Consider the following 19020-nt stretch of genomic DNA (forward strand, 5'->3'; position numbering starts at 1 on the left):
ATTGGCTTTTGTATTCTATTTAAACTTCGCGATTCACATCCCAAGCTTCTAAAAGCTGAGCTACACGCTGAACGAATTGTCCTCCTAAGGCACCATCTACCACGCGGTGATCATACGAATGGGTAATAAACATTTTTTGGCGGATACCAATAAAATCACCTTCTGGTGTTTCGATAACTGCAGGAACCTTACGAATAGCTCCTAAAGCTAAAATACCAACTTGTGGCTGATTAATAATTGGTGTACCAAAAACTGATCCGAAACTACCAATATTGGTTACAGTAAATGTACCACCTTGTGTATCGTCTGGTTTTAATTTGCCTTTACGCGCACGGTTTGCTAAATCGTTTACTGCTTTAGCCATACCAACTAAGTTTAACTGATCTGCGTTTTTAATTACTGGAACAATTAAGTTACCAGATGGTAATGCAGCAGCCATACCTAAATTAATGTTGCGCTTTTTAATAATATAATCGCCTTCAACAGAAATATTCATTAACGGAAAATCACGTAAAGCTTTTGCAACGGCTTCCATAAAAATAGGAGTAAAAGTAAGCTTTTCGCCTTCACGTTTTTCAAAGCTATTTTTTACTTTGTTACGCCAATTTACAATATTGGTAACATCAACCTCAATAACCGATTGTACGTGAGCTGAAGTACGTAAAGATTCAACCATATGGTGGGCAATTAACTTGCGCATACGATCCATCTCAATAATTTCATCAGAACCGTTTACAGAAACAGGAGCAGCTTTTTGTGCAGGTTGCGAAACAGCTTGCGTTGCTGTATTTGCTGTTGTTGTTTGCGGTTGAGTTGTTCTGTTTTTTACGTAAGCTAAAATATCATCTTTTGTTACGCGTCCGTCTTTACCAGAACCTGCAATAGCATCTAATTCTGTTAAGGCTATATTTTCAGCTTTAGCTATATTTTTAACTAAAGGAGAATAAAATTTTTCTGAATTTGTAGAAGTTCTAGTTTCATCAACCACTGTATCCATTTGTTTTTCAATAACGGCTGCTGCTTGTTCAACCTGAATAGGTTGTGCCGGAGCTTGTGCTTCGGTTTCAGTACCTTCAACTTCAAGAATAGCAATTGTTTGTCCAACCTGAACAACATCGTTAACGGCAAATAAAATTTCTTTAATTACGCCATTTACTTCAGACGGAACTTCGCTATCTACTTTATCTGTAGCAACTTCTAGAATCGTATCATCTACAGCTACGGTATCTCCAACGTTTTTTAACCAATTTGTAATTGTTGCTTCTGCAACACTTTCACCCATTTTAGGTAGCTTAAGCTCAAACTTTGCCATATTTAAATTAACGGTTGTGTTGTAATGTTTTTAATACTCAAAAATAACAATTTCCTTTTTACTTGGTTTATTTATAGTATAAATAAAAAAAGTACTTTTAATTGTCTGCTCGTACTACAAATTTACTAATTTTTAAATTAAATCAGGTATTTTAAAATTTGTAATAAAAAAGCTATTTGTTGCGAATTTAATTTATTTTTATCTATTTACGTAATTTAAATTACATTTTTTTTAATTATAGTTTTATTTTATTACAGCAAAAACATTTATATAAAATGCAATTCTACGAAATTAATACCTTTGGTTGATAAAAAATAAATTATGTTTATGTTCTGGATTATAAAAATAAAAAAAACCTCGAAAATTCGAGGTTTTATTATATTAGAATACTTCTGATTCTTTTAATTTTTCTGTATTAGCTACCAATTGCAATTCATCGATAACTTTTTGAATGTTGCCATTCATTGCACCGTCTAAATCGTAAATTGTTAAGCCAATACGGTGATCGGTAATACGTCCTTGTGGATAATTATACGTACGAATTTTTGCAGAACGGTCACCCGAAGAAACTTGCGAATTACGTTTTTTAGCATCTTCGTCTTGTTTTTTAGCCAATTCCATTTCGTACAAACGCGAACGTAAAACGGTTAAAGCTTTGTCTTTATTTTTATGCTGCGATTTTTCGTCTTGACATTGCGCTACTAAACCTGTAGGAATGTGTGTCATACGTACGGCAGATTTTGTGGTATTTACCGATTGTCCTCCAGGACCTGATGAACAGAAAAAATCAATACGCACATCGTTCATATCAATTTGCACATCAAATTCTTCAGCTTCTGGTAAAACCATAACGGTTGCTGCAGATGTATGTACGCGACCTTGCGTTTCGGTTTGTGGTACACGTTGTACGCGGTGCACACCAGCTTCAAACTTTAAAGTTCCGTAAACATCTTCGCCAGTAACTTCAAAAATAACTTCTTTATATCCACCAGAAGTTCCTTCGCTTACATCAACCACAGATGTTCTCCAACCTTTATTTTCGCAAAATTTGGTATACATTCTAAACAAATCTCCTGCAAAAATAGAAGCTTCGTCACCACCGGTTCCGGCACGAATTTCAACCATTACGTTTTTAGCGTCTTCAGGATCTTTTGGGATTAGCAAAAATTTAATTTCTTCTTCTAATTCCGGTAAACGATCTTTTGCTTCGTCCAATTGCATTTTAGCCATTTCAACCATTTCTGCATCAGAACCGTCGCTAATTATTTCGTTAGCTTCTTCAATATTTCCAACAAGATTAATATATTCTTCTCGTTTTTCTACTAAAGCTTTAAGATCTTTATATTCTTTATTTAATTGTACGTAACGTTTTTGATCTGCGATTACATCGGGTTGGATGATTAAATCAGAGATTTCATCAAAACGTTGCTTTACATATTGTAGTCTATCTAACATATTACATGTACTTTGTTCGATTGCAAAAATATAACTTTTTTTTGTGAGTTAAAAATGCTTTATTATAGTTTTAATAAGAAAACCTGATATAAAAAAAATAGCCTGAACTAAATCAGGCTATTTGTATTTATTTTATGCTAATTAAGCTATTTTATTACGTTTTCTATCATTTTCACTTAAGAAAATTTTACGTAAACGAATTGATTTTGGTGTAACCTCAACGTATTCGTCTTTCTGAATATATTCTAACGCTTCTTCTAAAGAGAATTTAATTGCAGGAATAATTCTTGCTTTATCGTCAGCACCTGATGAACGTACGTTACTTAATTTTTTAGTTTTAGTTACGTTAATAACCATATCATCACTACGTGTGTTTTCACCAATAACTTGACCCTCGTAAATATCTTCGTTTGGATCAACAAAGAATTTTCCGCGATCTTGTAATTTATCAATTGAATAAGGAATTGCTTTACCGTTTTCCATAGAAATTAACGATCCGTTGTTACGACCAGCAATTTCACCTTTGTACGGTTGATACTCAATAAAACGGTGTGACATAATTGCTTCGCCAGCTGTTGCAGTAAGTAATTGATTACGTAAACCGATAATACCACGTGATGGAATATTGAACATGATAACCATTCGATCTCCTTTTGGCTCCATAGATAACATTTCACCTTTACGTAATGAAACGTATTCTACTGCACGTCCAGAAAGATTTTCAGGAATATCAATTGTTAACTCTTCAATTGGTTCACATTTTACACCATCAATTTCTTTAATGATTACTTGTGGTTGACCAATTTGTAATTCATATCCTTCACGACGCATCGTTTCAATTAAAACTGATAAGTGAAGAACCCCACGACCGAAAACCATAAATTTGTCGGCAGAATCTGTTTCATGAACGCGTAACGCTAAGTTTTTCTCTAATTCTTTATTTAAACGGTCTTTAATGTGACGAGAAGTTACAAACTTACCTTCTTTACCAAAGAACGGCGAATCGTTAATGGTAAATAACATACTCATTGTTGGCTCATCAATAGCAATAGTTTCTAATGCTTCTGGATTTTCGTAATCAGCGATTGAATCACCAATTTCAAATCCTTCTAACCCAACAACAGCACAAATATCACCTGCTTGTACAGATGCAACTTTACGACGTCCTAAACCTTCAAAAACTTGTAGTTCTTTAATTTTAGTTTTTACAATTTTACCATCGCGTTTTACTAAAGAGATATTCATCCCTTCTTTTAATTCGCCACGTTGTAAACGACCAATTGCAATACGACCTGTAAATGATGAATAATCTAATGATGTAATTAACATTTGAGGCGTTCCGTCTGCATCAACCTTTGGAGTTGGTACATTTTCTAAAACCATATCTAATAATGGCTCTAAGCTGTCTGTTTTTTGTTTCCAATCTGTCGACATCCAGTTATTTTTAGCAGAACCATAAACAACAGGGAAATCTAACTGATCTTCAGTAGCACCTAATTCAAACATTAAGTCAAAAACTTTTTCATACACCTCATCTGGCGTACAGTTTTCTTTATCTACTTTATTAATTACAACACACGGTTTTTTACCTAAGCTAATAGCTTTTTGCAATACAAAACGAGTTTGTGGCATTGGCCCTTCAAAAGCATCAACTAATAAACAAACCCCATCAACCATATTTAAAACACGTTCTACCTCACCTCCAAAATCGGCGTGGCCCGGAGTATCGATAATGTTGATTTTGGTACCTTTATATTGAACAGAAACGTTTTTAGAAGTAATAGTAATTCCTCTTTCACGCTCTATATCATTATTGTCAAGAATTAAATCACCTGAGTTCTCTGCTTCTTTAAACAGATTACAGTGATACATAATTTTGTCTACCAAAGTTGTTTTACCGTGGTCAACGTGCGCAATAATAGCGATGTTTCTAATAGATGTCATATTTTATATTTGAAAGTGCAAAATTAGTAAAAAAATCTTAAGGGCTAAAATGTTATGCATGAAAATATTAAATACAAAAAAAGCTCTCAAGTATTTTTGAGAGCTTTTTGTATATTACATAAACAATTACGCTAATTTAGCAACATGTTTAGTTAATTTTGATTTTAAGTTTGACGCTTTGTTAGCATGAATAATATTTTTCTTTGCTAACTTGTCAATCATAGAAATAACTGTAGCTAATTTTGCAGTAGCTTCTGTTTTTTCTGTAGCTAAACGAATTGCTTTAATAGCATTACGTGTAGTTTTGTGTTGGTATCTGTTTAATACTCTTTTTTTCTCGTTGCTTCTAATTCTTTTTAAAGCTGACTTGTGATTTGCCATTTTTTCTGTAATTTAATTGTAAAGTTATAATATAAACTATTAGTTAAATAAAGAAAAACCTCCCACAATTGCACTTTTATAAAAATTTAGATACTATAAAAATACTTTCACTTTGGTTTTAACTAATAAAATATTCCCAGAGACACTTGTTAATATTTTATAAAACTTATTTACAACTAATTTTGTAGCCCGTAGGGGAATCGAACCCCTCTTGCAAGAATGAAAATCTTGAGTCCTAACCGATAGACGAACGGGCCAAAAATAAAACATTATTTGTTAATAAACAAATTGTAGCCCGTAGGGGAATCGAACCCCTCTTGCAAGAATGAAAATCTTGAGTCCTAACCGATAGACGAACGGGCCAATAAATTGGCGCTTCAATAAATAAACTAGTAGCCCGTAGGGGAATCGAACCCCTCTTGCAAGAATGAAAATCTTGAGTCCTAACCGATAGACGAACGGGCCAATAAATTGGCGCTTCAATAAATAAACTAGTAGCCCGTAGGGGAATCGAACCCCTCTTGCAAGAATGAAAATCTTGAGTCCTAACCGATAGACGAACGGGCCAATAAATTGGCGCTTCAATAAAAAACTAGTAGCCCGTAGGGGAATCGAACCCCTCTTGCAAGAATGAAAATCTTGAGTCCTAACCGATAGACGAACGGGCCAGTAAATTGGCGCTTCAATAAAAACTAGTAGCCCGTAGGGGAATCGAACCCCTCTTGCAAGAATGAAAATCTTGAGTCCTAACCGATAGACGAACGGGCCAGTAAATTGCTTGTTTTATTGCGGTTGCAAAAGTATTGTTTTTTTTTGAATTTACAAACTTTATTTTACAACGTCAGAATTTTCTCTGATTGCGAGTGCAAATATCGAAATATTAATTTAATCCACAAACATTTTTTTCACTGTTCCGTTAATTTAATTACAATATTTCTCATTTTCAAAAACATAGCTATTATATTTTTTTGAAATATATTTTTAAAAATAAAAAAAGCGAGAAAAAACCTCGCTTTTTTATGATATTCTGTTACTTGTTTTAATATGCTTTTGCAAATAAAACACGTTTATTAGAAGGTTTTCCTGTTAGGATACAAACTCCTTCTTCTTCTTTCTGATCTAACGGAATACAACGAATAGTTGCTTTGGTAAGATCTTTAATTTTCTCTTCGGTTTCTGGTGTTCCGTCCCAATGTGCTAAAATAAATCCGGTTTTGTTTTCTAAAACATCAACAAACTCATCCCAAGTATTAACTTCGGTAATATGTTCATTACGGAAATTTAAAGCTTTAGTATATAAATCTGATTGAATAGTTTCTAGCAGGTTTTTAATGTATTCTTCAATACCTTCTTTAGCCACAACTTCTTTAGTTAAGTTATCGCGACGAGCTAATTCGTACGTTCCGTTTTCTAAATCTTTCGGTCCTATAGCTAAACGAATTGGCACGCCTTTTAATTCGTATTCATTAAATTTAAAACCAGGTTTTAAGTTGGTACGGCTATCATACTTAACAGATATACCATTTTTACGTAAGTTTTTAACCAATTCGTTTACCTGAGCAGAAATTTCATCTAATTGTTCATCTGTTTTATGAATTGGTACAATAACTACCTGAATTGGAGCCAAGTTTGGTGGTAAAACTAATCCGTTGTCATCAGAATGCGTCATGATCAACGCCCCCATTAAACGCGTAGAAACCCCCCAAGATGTACCCCAAACGTATTCTAATTTACCTTCATTGTTTGCAAACTTTACATCAAATGCTTTTGCAAAACTTTGTCCTAAAAAGTGAGAAGTTCCTGCTTGTAAAGCTTTCCCGTCTTGCATTAAAGCTTCAATAGTATAAGTTTCATCAGCTCCAGCAAAACGCTCTGTTTCAGTCTTTGCTCCTTTTACAACCGGAATTGCCATAAAATCTTGCACAAAATCGGTATAAACCTGATGCATTTGTTGCGCTTCTTCTAAAGCTTCTTGCTTGGTTGCATGCGCTGTATGCCCTTCTTGCCATAAAAATTCGGCAGTACGTAAAAACAAACGCGTACGCATTTCCCAACGCACTACGTTAGCCCATTGGTTAATTAATAAAGGTAAGTCGCGATATGAACTGATCCATTTTTTATAAGTAGGCCAAATAATTGCTTCGGAAGTAGGACGTACAATCAATTCTTCTTCGAGCTTAGCATTCGGATCTACAATTAGTTTTCCTTTATTGTTTTCATCGTTTTTTAATCTATAATGAGTAACAATAGCACATTCTTTAGCAAATCCTTCTGCATTTTTCTCTTCAGCTTCAAACATACTTTTGGGCACGAATAAGGGGAAATAAGCATTCTCATGCCCCGTTTCCTTGAACATTTTGTCTAATTGCGCTTGCATTTTTTCCCAAATTGCATAGCCGTATGGTTTAATTACCATACACCCACGTACACCTGAATTCTCAGCTAAATCTGCTTTTACAACCAGTTCATTATACCATTTAGAATAATCTTCTGATCGTTTCGTTAAGTTTTTACTCATTTATATAATATTTTTGGCATAAAAATTGTTTAACTTTATACCGTAATAACTAAATACAAAACTAACTAATTTTTAGATTTTTCAACAATTAAAAGATATCAATATGCAAAAAATATACTTCAATAAACGAAAAATTGGGTTTGCAGCTTTATTATTGGGAGGAATTGGATTGTTAAGCTCATGTGCATCGTACCAGAATAATTCGTATTACGATCAAGATGGCATTTACAATTCAAACCCTGAATCAAGTTACGGGCAACGTATCCGTGTACAATCTACACAAACTCATGATCCAAATTACGACTACAACAAATACCAAGATTATTTTGCAGAAGGCAAAGGTGATTTTACTGTTTTTACCGATACAGATAATTTTTCGTCAGAAAATCCTACTACAGCTGCATATAACAATGCCGGTTATGTAGATTATTCTCAAAACGAAACTTTTGCCGAACGTTATGGGTCTTTCGGACAAAACTCAAGCAGCGTTACTGTTAATTTTTACAATAATGGTTATGGATATGATCCATATTGGGGTAACTATTACGGCGGTTACTATGGTAGCTATTGGGGATGGAGACGCCCTTACGTAGGTTTATATTTTGGTAGTCCTTATTATTATAACAATTGGTATGGTCCGTCTTGGGGATGGAATTACGGGTATGGCTACGGTTATGGTCCAGGATATTATGGTGGTTACTATAACCCGGGATATTATGGCGGTTATTATGCACCTGCACGACCAGTAGTTAGAGGGCAAGGGCAACGTAATGGTGTGGTAAGAAACAATGCTTATGCGCCAAATAACACATCAGGTAATCGTATTGGTGTTATTAGAAACTCATCTAACAACAACGTTAGCGGACGTCCTAACAATCCGAGTTCAGGAACCCGTCCTGTAAACACTAACAACAACGGTGTAAACAGAGTACCAACAGACAGATTGAACAACGGAAATAGACAAGCTATATTAAGAGATCCTAGCAATATTAACCGTGCAGCAGTTCACGAACGTGCAGCTAGCGCTCGTAATAACAATACGATTAGAAACAATTCTAACGGAGCAATTAACAGACCTAGTGCACCGGTAAGAAATAACAATTTCAACAATAACCGTGGTTCTAACAACGCTATTCAAAGAACACCATCTAACAACAACTTTAATAGAAGTGCAGCTCCTAGCAGACCATCAATGTCAGCTCCTTCTCGTGGAAGCATGGGTGGAGGTGCTCGTGGAGGATCATCTGGTAGCGTAAGACGATAATAGCCTGAAAACTAATAGTTTTAAAAACATTATTTATGAAAAAATATTCTTTTATAATAGCTTTACTTTTAGGTGCTAGTAATTTAACACAGGCACAATCAACCGTACCGAGAGATGGTTTAAGATATAGCAACACCGATTTAAACGGGACCGCTCGTTTTAACGCTATGGGAGGTGCTTTTGGTGCAGTTGGTGGAGATTTATCTGCAATTAGCATCAACCCAGCAGGATCTTCATTCTTTAACAACAACCAAGCAGCGATTTCATTAAAGTATTCGAATAACCAAAATAAAAGTACTTATTTAGGGAATCAGGAAAATAAAAATTCTTCTTTGTTCGATTTAAATCAAGCAGGAATTGTTTTTGTTTTTTCTAACCCTGAAGCAACTTTAAACAAATTTGCTTTTGCAGTTAATTTTGAAAACCAAAGTAACTTTAAAAATAAATTCAACTTTGGCGGAAACAATACAAATTCTGACATTAGCGATTACTTTTTGTACTACGCAAATGGCGAAAACGGTTTAGGTGTTTTTCCGTTAAATTATGCTACTGATTATAATTTCGGATATTTCGGAAACTTTGCTGACCAACAAGCTTGGCTTGGATATAATTCATACATTTTAGATTATGATGGTAGCCAATATTTTTCAAATATACCTATAGGATCAGGTATTGTACAAACGCAACAAAAATATGTAAACCAACGTGGGTATAATTCTAAATTACAATTAAACTTTTCAGGAGCGGTTAAAGACAAATTCTTTTTCGGAATCAATTTAAATCCGCATTTTACCAATTATGAAAAAAACTTCAGTATTTCAGAACATAACTCAGGTTTTTACCCAAATAGTATTACTGTAAACGATGTAATTTTTGACAATTATGTAGCAACAACAGGTGGTGGTTTTAGCTTAGATTTAGGAGCAATTTATAAAATAACAGACAATGTTAGAATTGGTGCTAGCTACGCATCGCCAACTTGGTACCGTTTAACAGACGAAACCAGACAAGGTATTTACACAATTAGAACTGAAGAAACAGATCCGAACAAATTTATATCAAACTCATTGTATCCAAATGTTACAACGGTTTTTGAAAGTTACAACTTTAGAACAGCAGGTAAATTTACAGGTAGTATTGCCGGAGTTATTAACAACCGATGGGTTTTAAGTGGTGATGTTTCGGTTTCAGATTATAGTAAAATGCGCTATAGCACAAATGGATTTGAAAACATTAACGAGTTTTACAAAAACAACTTAGATACAGCGTTAGAATATCGTGTTGGTACCGAGTATTTAATTGGCAATGTTGCCTTACGTGCCGGATACCGTTTTGTTGAATCGCCATATAAAAAAGATGTTTACGCACCTACTGGAGATACATCATCAATTTCCGGAGGTATTGGATTTAATTTTGGAAGTAACAAGTTAGATTTATCATACTCGTACACAGACAGAAAATTCTCAGAAGAATTTATTACCAGTGCAAACGCAAACGCGGCAAGCATTAAAAATATAAACAACGCGGTGTCTTTAACATACACCATCAATTTCTAAAAATAAAAAAGTCAGATAATTATCTGACTTTTTTATTTTAAAACCGGCAAACATTTGTAACTCAGCAGTTAAAAACGTAATTTTGCAAGCTCTTACAATGAATTGAGTTATAAAACTATGAGAACCAAGTCTTTAAAAAAAAATAAAATAAACGTAATCACTTTAGGATGCTCTAAAAATGTTTACGACAGCGAAGTGCTAATGGGGCAGCTTAAAGCTAGTGGAAAAGATGTTGAACATGAAGCTCCTGCAGATCGCGAAGGCAATATCATTGTAATAAACACCTGCGGCTTTATTAATAATGCAAAAGAAGAATCGGTTAACACCATTTTAGAATATGTTGATAAAAAAGATCAAGGTATTGTAGACAAAGTTTTTGTTACCGGATGTTTGTCTGAACGTTACAGACCTGATTTAGAAGCAGAAATTCCAAACGTAGATCAATATTTTGGTACTACCGATTTACCTTTATTACTTAAAGCACTTGGTGCCGATTATAAACACGAATTACTTGGTGAACGTTTAACTACAACACCAAAAAACTACGCCTATTTAAAAATTGCTGAAGGATGTGACAGACCGTGCTCTTTCTGTGCAATTCCTATTATGCGCGGTAAACACGTGTCGCAACCTATTGAAAAATTGGTTAAAGAAGCCGAAACTTTAGCTAAAAATGGAGTTAAAGAACTTATTTTAATTGCGCAAGATTTAACTTATTACGGATTAGATTTATACAAAAAAAGAAATTTAGCCGAACTGTTAGAAAACTTAGTAAAAGTTGAAGGAATTGAATGGATTAGATTGCATTACGCCTTCCCTACCGGTTTTCCAATGGATGTGCTAGATTTAATGGAGCGCGAACCAAAAATCTGTAATTATATTGACATTCCGTTACAACACATTTCAGACAGCGTATTAAAATCAATGCGCCGCGGTACAACTTACGAAAAAACAACGCAGCTATTAAAAGATTTTAGAAAAGCAGTTCCTGGAATCACGATCAGAACAACATTAATTGTTGGTTATCCTGGCGAAACGGAAGAAGATTTTGAAATTTTAAAAAACTGGGTTAAAGAAATGCGCTTTGAACGATTAGGTTGTTTTGCATATTCTCATGAAGAAAACACGCATGCATATAACCTTGAAGATGATGTTCCGGAAGAAGTTAAACAAGCGCGTGCAACTGAAATTATGGACATTCAGGCACAAATTTCGTGGGATTTAAACCAAGAAAAAATTGGACAAACTTTTAAATGTATTATTGACAGAAAGGAAGGACAATATTTTATTGGTAGAACTGAATTTGATTCGCCCGATGTAGATAACGAAGTTTTAATTGATGCAAGTAAGTTTTATTTAAAAATGGGTGAATTTGCTAACATTAAAATATTTGATGCAACAGAATTTGATTTATACGGAGAACCCGTAACCGAATAAAAAAAAGAACTGCTAAATAGCAGTTCTTTTTTTGTTTTATAAAATTAAAAGCAATTCGGTTTCTCGTAATTTTTGCATCGGTTTAGAAAACCAAAACAGTTCAAAATCTTCATTTTCAACTTCAGTAGTAAACTGTTTTTTTAACGTTTGTAACGTTACAACTTGTTTGCTGTTTAGTTGATGAACCAGCCAAACACCAAATTCTTTATCTAAAATTAATTGTTCGTACAAATCAACGCCATGAATATCTAAAACAATATTTTCAAAAACGCGGCCTTTTTTGTTTTTCGTTTGAACCGAGTACGTTATGGGCGATCCGAGCCATAAAACTTTTTTATTCAAACTCAATTTAAAATCAAGTTCAGGGTTTTGTATGGCATTAAATAAAAAATCGGGATCAATTTTAGTTTTCGGTATTTTAAAATCAAACCATTCTTGCAAATCAAAATCAAAACATTGCCCATGCATGTAATTGTACAGCGCTTTTTTTAGTCCGAACGAAAATTTATCATGATTTAACTTTGTTTTGTCTTGAAAAGCAACGTCGTTATTAGCAAAACTAATTGGTTTTAAATCGGGTAAAACACCAAAAGCTTCCGGGTTTTGACCAATTGGGCTGTGTGCAGTTAAGGCAAATTGATGCCAAAAACCAGATTGTACAATTCCGAGTTCGAACAACTGACGAACCATTTCAAGCGAATCAACGGTTTCTTGCACCGTTTGCGTAGGATAACCGTACATTAAATATGCATGAACCATAATGCCCGCTTGGGTTAAATGGTTGGTTACTTGCGCAACTTGTTCTACCGTAACGCCTTTTTTAATTAAATCTAACAAACGGTCTGAAGCAACTTCTAATCCGCCCGAAACGGCAATGCAGCCCGAAGCTTTTAAAAGTAAACACAAATCTTTAGTAAAACTTTTTTCGAATCGAATATTGGTCCACCACGTAATTACCAATCCGCGGTTTAAAACTTCTAAAGCAAATTCGCGCATTAAAGCTGGCGGTGCAGCTTCATCTACAAAATGAAATCCGTATTCGCCCGTTTCAGCAATAAGTTGCTCCAACCTATCTACCAAAATTTTGGCAGCAACGGGTTCGTATATTTTTATGTAATCTAAACTTACATCGCAAAAGGTACATTTTCCCCAATAACAACCGTGCGCCATGGTTAACTTATTCCATCGGCCATCGCTCCATAAGCTATGCATCGGATTGGTAACTTCGATAACCGAAATATATTGATCTAAATGTAAATCTGAATAATCGGGTACGCCACAAGCTGCCATTTTATAATCTATTCTTTTTGAATTGTTTACATAAACAACTGCATCATTTTGCAGCAAAAAAGTACGTTTTAACTCAGTACCTTTTCCTGAAATGTAATCTAAAAGCAATTCGTTTGGCAATTCGCCATCATCTAAAGTTATATAATCAATAAATTCAAAAACACGCACATCGGTTAAATCGCGTAATTCGGTATTTGGAAAACCACCACCTAAAGCAATTTTTATATGAGGATGCATTTGTTTAATGTATTTGGCGCAAGCAAAAGCACTAAACAAATTACCCGGAAACGGAAGACCGAAAAGCCAACAACTTTAGGTTGTTGCGTGGTAATAATTTGTTCTAATTTTTGAATAGTAAGTTGATTGATGAAAGATAAGGGCTTGTTTAAGGATTGATACAGCTCGTCAAAGCTATTAGCACTGCGCCCTAAACGTTCGGCATAGCGCGAAAATCCAAAATCAGGATCTATGCATTCTTGTATCAAATCAGAAATATCTTCTAAATACAAGGTTGCCAAATGTTTGGCTTTATCTTGGTTGCCCATTAAACCAAATGCATAATCTAAATCGGCAACGGCATTAAAACGCGAAGCTTCGGGTAAAAACTTTCCTTGGTTTATTAATCGGGATAAATTGGGGTTTTTACCTTGCAAAAAACGAATAACCGCATCAATCGTATTTAAATAATTGTTTTGTAAGGCCAAAATACGTTGTGCATTTTCAGACAACGTGCTTACATCATTTTTTTCTCGAATAGCATCAAAAACCGTTTGCAATCCGTTTTTAGAAAAAATTTCTAAAATAACCTCAATACCTAAATCAGCCTGAAAACAACTAATATTTAAGGTGTTAAAAAATCCTTTTAAATAAACGGTTCCGGGATAAGGCGTATTAAGTTGTGTGAATGGCGGGGTTATTAAAACAATATCTTTCAACAGGTAATTTTTTAAAACTGCAAAGTTACTGCAAAAAAACCAATGCCTATTACAAATAGATTGATAATATAAATTAAGTGTTTAAACTATTATAATTTGTATTTTTACGAAAAAATGAAACATGCTTGTAGATATAATTAACCCCAAAGATTCTGGTTATTTTTCTAAATTAATGTTAGATTATTTAAGTGACGACAAAGCTGTTCAGCCCTTATATAACCGATTTCCTACGTTAGCTAATTTTAAAGATCAGATTACAGAAAAAGCAGCAAATTACACGGCACAAGATCGTGAAATTTTAGTGCGTGCTATTTCTCAGCAATATAAAAACCAACCAACAAGCGATTTAACTTTAAACAACATTAAAAAGTTAGCGCTAAGCAATACGTTTACCATTACAACCGGGCATCAATTAAACTTGTTCACCGGACCGGTATATTATATATATAAAATTTTATCGGTTATTAATTTGGCCGAACAACTTGCTGAAAAATACCCAGAAAACAACTTTGTACCTGTTTTTTGGATGGCAACCGAAGATCATGATTTTGAAGAAATTAATTATTTTAAATTTCGAGATAAAAAAATAAAATGGTCAAGTAATCAAAAAGGACCGGTTGGCCGTTTTGAAACCGAAGGTATTGAATTATTACTTGCTAGTATTAAAAGTGAATTCGGAATTAGTCAAAAAGCACAGCATTTAATTGAATTATTCACAAAAGCTTACACAGAACACAATAACTTATCGGCTGCAACGTTTTTTCTTACAAACGAATTGTTTAAACAATTTGGTATTGTTGTAATTGATGGCGATGATGCAATTTTAAAAGCAAATTTTAAACAAGCAATTCAAACAGAATTAGTTCATAATGTTTTGCATCAAAACATAACGCAAACTTTACCGCTGTTGCAAGCGTATCATGTACAAGTTAACGCGTGAAATAAATCTATTTTATATAGATAATGGCATCAGAGAACGTATTGTAAAAGAAAATGAAACTTATAAAGTTTTAAACACAACCTTACAATTTACTGAAGCTGAAATTTTAGAATTGGTAGCAAACGAATCCGAAAAATTTAGCCCAAATGCTATTTTTAGACCCGTATATCAGGAAACCGTTTTACCAAACCTAGCTTACATTGGCGGTAGCGGAGAATTAGCTTACTGGTTGGAACTAAAATCAAGCTTTGAAGTATTGCAGCTAACGTTTCCTATTTTGGTACATCGCGATTCGGTATTATTAGTTACTGAAAAACAAAATCAAAAACTACAAAAGCTAGATTTAAATTATAAACAATTGTTTTTAAATGATGCGGATTTAAGCAAAACCATCATTCAAAAATACTCAACTAACTTATTAGATTTTGCAGGTTTAAAAAGCCAATTGCATAAGCAATTTGATTTGTTACGAGAAACCGCTATTAAAACCGATAAAAGCTTTGAAAACGCATTATATGCGCAAGAAAGAAAACAAGTTAAAGGATTAGAAAACTTAGAAAAAAAGCTATTAAGAGCCGAAAAGAAAGTTTTAAAAGACAAAACTGATCGTGTATTTATTGAAAAAGAAATCTTGTTTCCGAACAAAAGTCTGCAAGAAAGAACACAAAACTTTGCAGAATTTTATTTAGATAGCGAACCTGATTTTATTGTAAATCTCAAAAAACACATTAATCCTTTAGAAATTGGTTTTAAAGTGATTCAAACCTAACGGTTTGAAATAAAATTAAAATGTAATGCCCTCATAAATTCATAAAAACCAATTTCAATGAAAAACCTATATTTTAATTTACTATTTCTAGTAGTTTGTGTTACAACAAACGGATTTGCACAAAAATTCACAACCTTTAAGCCCGAAATGATTTTAGTTGAAGGCGGAACTTTTTTAATGGGTTCTAAAAAAGGAGAACCTCATGCAGAAAAAGATGAGATGGAAGCTCGTGAAGTTTCGGTACCAAGTTTTGAAATGAGTAAATATGAAGTTACGGTTTATGAATGGAGCACTTTTATAAAAGCACATAAAAACATGAAAATGCCGCCTGCACAGCGTTGGGGCTTACATGATGATTTTCCGATTACCAATGTAACCTGGGAAGATGCCATTTGGTTTTGCAATTGGTTAAGTACTAAAAATTTTTTGCAACCGGTTTATTCTATAAAAAACGGACAAATTTTTTGCGATTTTACTAAAAACGGGTATCGCTTACCAACCGAAGCTGAATGGGAATATGCTGCCCGAGGCGGAAACGCATCTAAAGGACATCCATATGCAGGAAATAAAAATTTAGATTTAATTGCTTGGTATGGTAAAAACTCAAATAAAAGTCCTAGAACAGTAGGTACAAAAATGCCCAATGAATTGGGTTTATATGATATGACTGGAAACGTTTGGGAATGGTGTTGGGATTATTATAATGAATTGTACTATTCGTACGGAGAAGATGACAATCCTAAAGGACCAGAAAAAGGAGTTAATCGCGTTTTACGTGGCGGAAGCTGGGATACCATGGGGCCATATTTACGAATTGCAAACCGTTCGGGCGTACCACAAACGGATGCAAACGGATATTATGGCGTACGTGTTGTAAAAAACTCAAAAAAGTAAAAAATCATTCTTAATTATTGCAAGAATAGCTTACTTTTGTAAACTAATAAAAAAATAAAAAATGGCAAGTAATAGAACTTTTACAATGATTAAACCAGACGCTGTTGAGGCAGGTCATATTGGTGGTATTTTAAACATGATTACTGAAGCTGGTTTCAGAATTGTTGCAATGAAGTTAACACAATTAACAGTTGCTGATGCACAAAAATTTTATGAAGTTCACGCAGAAAGACCTTTCTATGGTGAATTAGTAGAATTTATGTCAAGAGGTCCAATTGTTTCTGCAATTTTAGAAAAAGATAATGCAGTAGAAGATTTTAGAAAATTAATTGGTGCTACAAACCCAGCAGAAGCTGCAGAAGGTACAATCCGTAAAAGATACGCTAAATCTATTGGTGAAAATGCTGTTCACGGATCTGATAGCGATGAAAATGCAGCTATTGAAGGTGCTTTTCATTTTGCAGGTAGAGAGCAATTCTAAGCCAAAACATAATATTAAAAAAACCGATTCAAAAGAATCGGTTTTTTATTTTGTATTAACGTAAAACAATGTCTTTTATAATGTTTTCGCCCAACTCTTCGTTTAACATGGTTATCATTTTTTGACGTCCGTAACTTAACTCAGAACGAATAATTGACGAAGTTAATGAAACATAAACCGTGCTTCCTTTTAAGGTAATTGAGCTTGTATAACTATTTACCCCCGGCCCCATAACTTTTTGCCAAGTTTCCTTAATATTTTTAGTGTATAAACCTTTAGATAATTTGGTATTTTGTTTTAAAAAAGTTTTTAAAACTTCGCTTATCGGGCTTTCTACGCTGGCTGTTCTACGGTCGTAATATTTTTTTTCTTTCATTTTATTCTTCCTCCTTTTCTATAACAATAGGAACGAATTTTTTATAACGATAAATAATATCGTTTTCATTTTTAACTGCAAATTCAGTTGGAGAAATTTCAATTACTTCTTCAATCCAAGTTGTATAATCGGTATTATATTTTAAAAAAAGAGAGCCAATAGAATCAATTACTACAAATCGTTCTTCAATACCATTTGTTAAACGCGTTCCGTCAAATTGAGGCATAAACTTTTTGCGAATTCCTTTGTTTAAACCAACCGAATCAATTTCAAAATAATCAATCGTCATGTTAATGCCGTATTCAATAACTTGTCCGTCTGGCATTTTGGCTTGCGCAATTTCCCAATCGCCCGATAAATTTTTTAAATCTGCTTTAGCTGGTTTTGTTGTACAAGCTACCAAAACCAAAGCGGGAAATAAGGTGTAAAATATATTTTTCATGAATAAAAAATTGCTTGTTGTAAATAAAAAAGCTTATCCTAAAGATAAGCTAATTTATTATTTAAAGAACGAATCTACAAATTCGTATTTATTAAAAACTTGTAAATCTTCTATCCCTTCTCCTACTCCAATATATTTAACCGGAATATTAAATTGATCTGAAATACCAATTACAACACCACCTTTGGCAGTTCCGTCTAATTTAGTAACGGCTAAACAAGTAACATCGGTTGCTGCAGTAAATTGTTTAGCTTGTTCAAAAGCATTTTGCCCTGTGGAACCGTCTAAAACCAAAAGTACATCGTGCGGCGCATCCGGAATTACTTTTTGCATCACGCGCTTTACTTTAGTTAATTCGTTCATTAAATTAACTTTATTATGCAAACGTCCGGCTGTATCAATAATTACAACATCAGCATCTTGAGCTACGGCAGATTGTAATGTATCAAAAGCTACAGATGCAGGGTCAGATCCCATTTGTTGGCGTACAATTGGCACTCCAACACGATCTGCCCAAATTTGTAATTGATCAATAGCTGCGGCTCTAAACGTATCGGCAGCTCCTAAAACCACTTTTTTACCAGATTTATTAAGCTGATAAGCCAATTTACCAATGGTTGTAGTTTTACCTACGCCGTTAACCCCAACAACCATAAGCACATATGGTTTGTGGTTTGGAATTTCGAAATCAGTTGCTTCACCATTATTTGATTCTGATAATAAGCCTGCTATTTCTTCACGAAGAATTTGATTTAATTCTTCAGTACCTAAATATTTATCACGCGAAACGCGCTCTTCAATGCGCTCAATAATTTTTAAGGTTGTATTTACCCCAACGTCAGATGAAACCAAAACTTCTTCCAGATTATCTAAAACCTCATCGTCAACTTTAGATTTGCCGGCAACAGCTTTAGAAAGCTTAGAAAAAAACGTTTCTTTTGTTTTTTCTAATCCTTTATCTAAAGTTTCTTTCTTTTCAGAAGAAAATAAACGTTTAAAAAAATTCATAAATACGTATTTATTATA

The 19020-nt window shown here is 33.9% G+C and carries 15 protein-coding genes, 6 tRNA genes and 1 pseudogene; 7 read left to right on the top strand and 15 right to left on the bottom strand.

Going from position 1 to position 19020, the window contains the following annotated elements:
- Positions 1 to 19: 19 nt before the first annotated feature.
- The 11 genes from K5I29_RS07525 to proS all read right to left on the bottom strand — a co-directional run bounded on the left by K5I29_RS07525 (position 20) and on the right by proS (position 7610).
- Entirely contained in the window at positions 20 to 1312 is a 1293-nt protein-coding gene (locus tag K5I29_RS07525; RefSeq protein ID WP_264432122.1) for a dihydrolipoamide acetyltransferase family protein, read from the bottom strand.
- A gap of 381 nt (positions 1313 to 1693) precedes the next feature.
- Positions 1694 to 2767: a peptide chain release factor 1 gene (prfA, locus tag K5I29_RS07530; protein ID WP_264432125.1), complete on the bottom strand. Its 1074-nt coding sequence runs from the start codon at positions 2765 to 2767 to the stop codon at positions 1694 to 1696.
- Between the two features lie 141 nt (positions 2768 to 2908).
- Positions 2909 to 4711, bottom strand: a complete 1803-nt coding sequence (gene typA, locus K5I29_RS07535; protein ID WP_264432126.1) for a translational GTPase TypA — start codon at positions 4709 to 4711, stop codon at positions 2909 to 2911.
- Between the two features lie 126 nt (positions 4712 to 4837).
- Positions 4838 to 5092, bottom strand: coding sequence for a 30S ribosomal protein S20 (rpsT, locus tag K5I29_RS07540; protein ID WP_264432128.1), 255 nt, complete (start codon positions 5090 to 5092; stop codon positions 4838 to 4840).
- Positions 5093 to 5277: 185 nt separating this feature from the next.
- Positions 5278 to 5349, bottom strand: a tRNA-Glu gene (locus K5I29_RS07545).
- 34 nt (positions 5350 to 5383) lie between these two features.
- Positions 5384 to 5455, bottom strand: a tRNA-Glu gene (locus tag K5I29_RS07550).
- A 30-nt stretch (positions 5456 to 5485) separates the two neighbouring features.
- Positions 5486 to 5557: transfer RNA gene (locus tag K5I29_RS07555), tRNA-Glu, on the bottom strand.
- Between the two features lie 30 nt (positions 5558 to 5587).
- Positions 5588 to 5659: transfer RNA gene (locus tag K5I29_RS07560), tRNA-Glu, on the bottom strand.
- A gap of 29 nt (positions 5660 to 5688) precedes the next feature.
- Positions 5689 to 5760, bottom strand: a tRNA-Glu gene (locus K5I29_RS07565).
- Between the two features lie 28 nt (positions 5761 to 5788).
- Positions 5789 to 5860 (bottom strand) — tRNA-Glu (locus K5I29_RS07570).
- Between the two features lie 271 nt (positions 5861 to 6131).
- Positions 6132 to 7610: a proline--tRNA ligase gene (proS, locus tag K5I29_RS07575; RefSeq protein WP_264432129.1), complete on the bottom strand. Its 1479-nt coding sequence runs from the start codon at positions 7608 to 7610 to the stop codon at positions 6132 to 6134.
- 103 nt (positions 7611 to 7713) lie between these two features.
- On the opposite strand from proS, the gene K5I29_RS07580 reads away from it, so the two are divergent.
- From K5I29_RS07580 to rimO, 3 genes are all read left to right on the top strand, one after another.
- Positions 7714 to 8874 (top strand): hypothetical protein, encoded by a 1161-nt coding sequence (locus tag K5I29_RS07580; RefSeq protein ID WP_264432131.1) that lies wholly within the window; start codon positions 7714 to 7716, stop codon positions 8872 to 8874.
- 35 nt (positions 8875 to 8909) lie between these two features.
- Positions 8910 to 10430: an OmpP1/FadL family transporter gene (locus K5I29_RS07585; RefSeq protein WP_264432133.1), complete on the top strand. Its 1521-nt coding sequence runs from the start codon at positions 8910 to 8912 to the stop codon at positions 10428 to 10430.
- A gap of 117 nt (positions 10431 to 10547) precedes the next feature.
- On the top strand, positions 10548 to 11867 hold the full coding sequence (rimO, locus tag K5I29_RS07590; RefSeq protein WP_264432134.1) for a 30S ribosomal protein S12 methylthiotransferase RimO: 1320 nt from the start codon (positions 10548 to 10550) through the stop codon (positions 11865 to 11867).
- A gap of 36 nt (positions 11868 to 11903) precedes the next feature.
- On the opposite strand, the pseudogene K5I29_RS07595 reads toward rimO, so the two are convergent.
- A pseudogene (locus K5I29_RS07595) lies at positions 11904 to 14095 on the bottom strand (B12-binding domain-containing radical SAM protein).
- 118 nt (positions 14096 to 14213) lie between these two features.
- Between K5I29_RS07595 and bshC (K5I29_RS13455) the strand changes: the two are divergent.
- From bshC (K5I29_RS13455) to K5I29_RS07610, 4 genes are all read left to right on the top strand, one after another.
- A complete protein-coding gene (gene bshC, locus K5I29_RS13455; protein ID WP_317134271.1) occupies positions 14214 to 15032 on the top strand; it encodes a bacillithiol biosynthesis protein BshC in 819 nt (272 codons plus the stop codon).
- The gene (bshC, locus tag K5I29_RS13460) at positions 15013 to 15801 is read left to right on the top strand and encodes a bacillithiol biosynthesis protein BshC (protein WP_317134272.1); all 789 of its coding nucleotides are present in this window, start codon (positions 15013 to 15015) and stop codon (positions 15799 to 15801) included. The genes bshC (K5I29_RS13455) and bshC (K5I29_RS13460) overlap by 20 nt, the downstream gene beginning before the upstream one ends.
- A gap of 57 nt (positions 15802 to 15858) precedes the next feature.
- Complete coding sequence (locus tag K5I29_RS07605; protein ID WP_264432137.1) at positions 15859 to 16695, top strand: formylglycine-generating enzyme family protein; 837 nt, start codon at positions 15859 to 15861, stop codon at positions 16693 to 16695.
- A 61-nt stretch (positions 16696 to 16756) separates the two neighbouring features.
- Positions 16757 to 17176, top strand: a complete 420-nt coding sequence (locus K5I29_RS07610; RefSeq protein WP_264432138.1) for a nucleoside-diphosphate kinase — start codon at positions 16757 to 16759, stop codon at positions 17174 to 17176.
- Between the two features lie 55 nt (positions 17177 to 17231).
- Here K5I29_RS07610 and K5I29_RS07615 read toward each other — a convergent pair whose 3' ends face one another.
- Genes K5I29_RS07615 through ftsY form a run of 3 tightly spaced genes read right to left on the bottom strand, consistent with a single transcriptional unit; the run spans position 17232 to position 19002 of the window.
- A complete protein-coding gene (locus K5I29_RS07615) occupies positions 17232 to 17552 on the bottom strand; it encodes a DUF721 domain-containing protein (protein WP_264432140.1) in 321 nt (106 codons plus the stop codon).
- Between the two features lies 1 nt (position 17553).
- Positions 17554 to 17994, bottom strand: a complete 441-nt coding sequence (locus K5I29_RS07620) for a hypothetical protein (RefSeq protein WP_264432141.1) — start codon at positions 17992 to 17994, stop codon at positions 17554 to 17556.
- Between the two features lie 57 nt (positions 17995 to 18051).
- A complete protein-coding gene (ftsY, locus tag K5I29_RS07625; RefSeq protein ID WP_264432144.1) occupies positions 18052 to 19002 on the bottom strand; it encodes a signal recognition particle-docking protein FtsY in 951 nt (316 codons plus the stop codon).
- Positions 19003 to 19020 lie beyond the last annotated feature (18 nt).

The organism is Flavobacterium agricola (assembly GCF_025919725.1).
In the GTDB taxonomy this organism is placed as follows: domain Bacteria; phylum Bacteroidota; class Bacteroidia; order Flavobacteriales; family Flavobacteriaceae; genus Flavobacterium; species Flavobacterium agricola.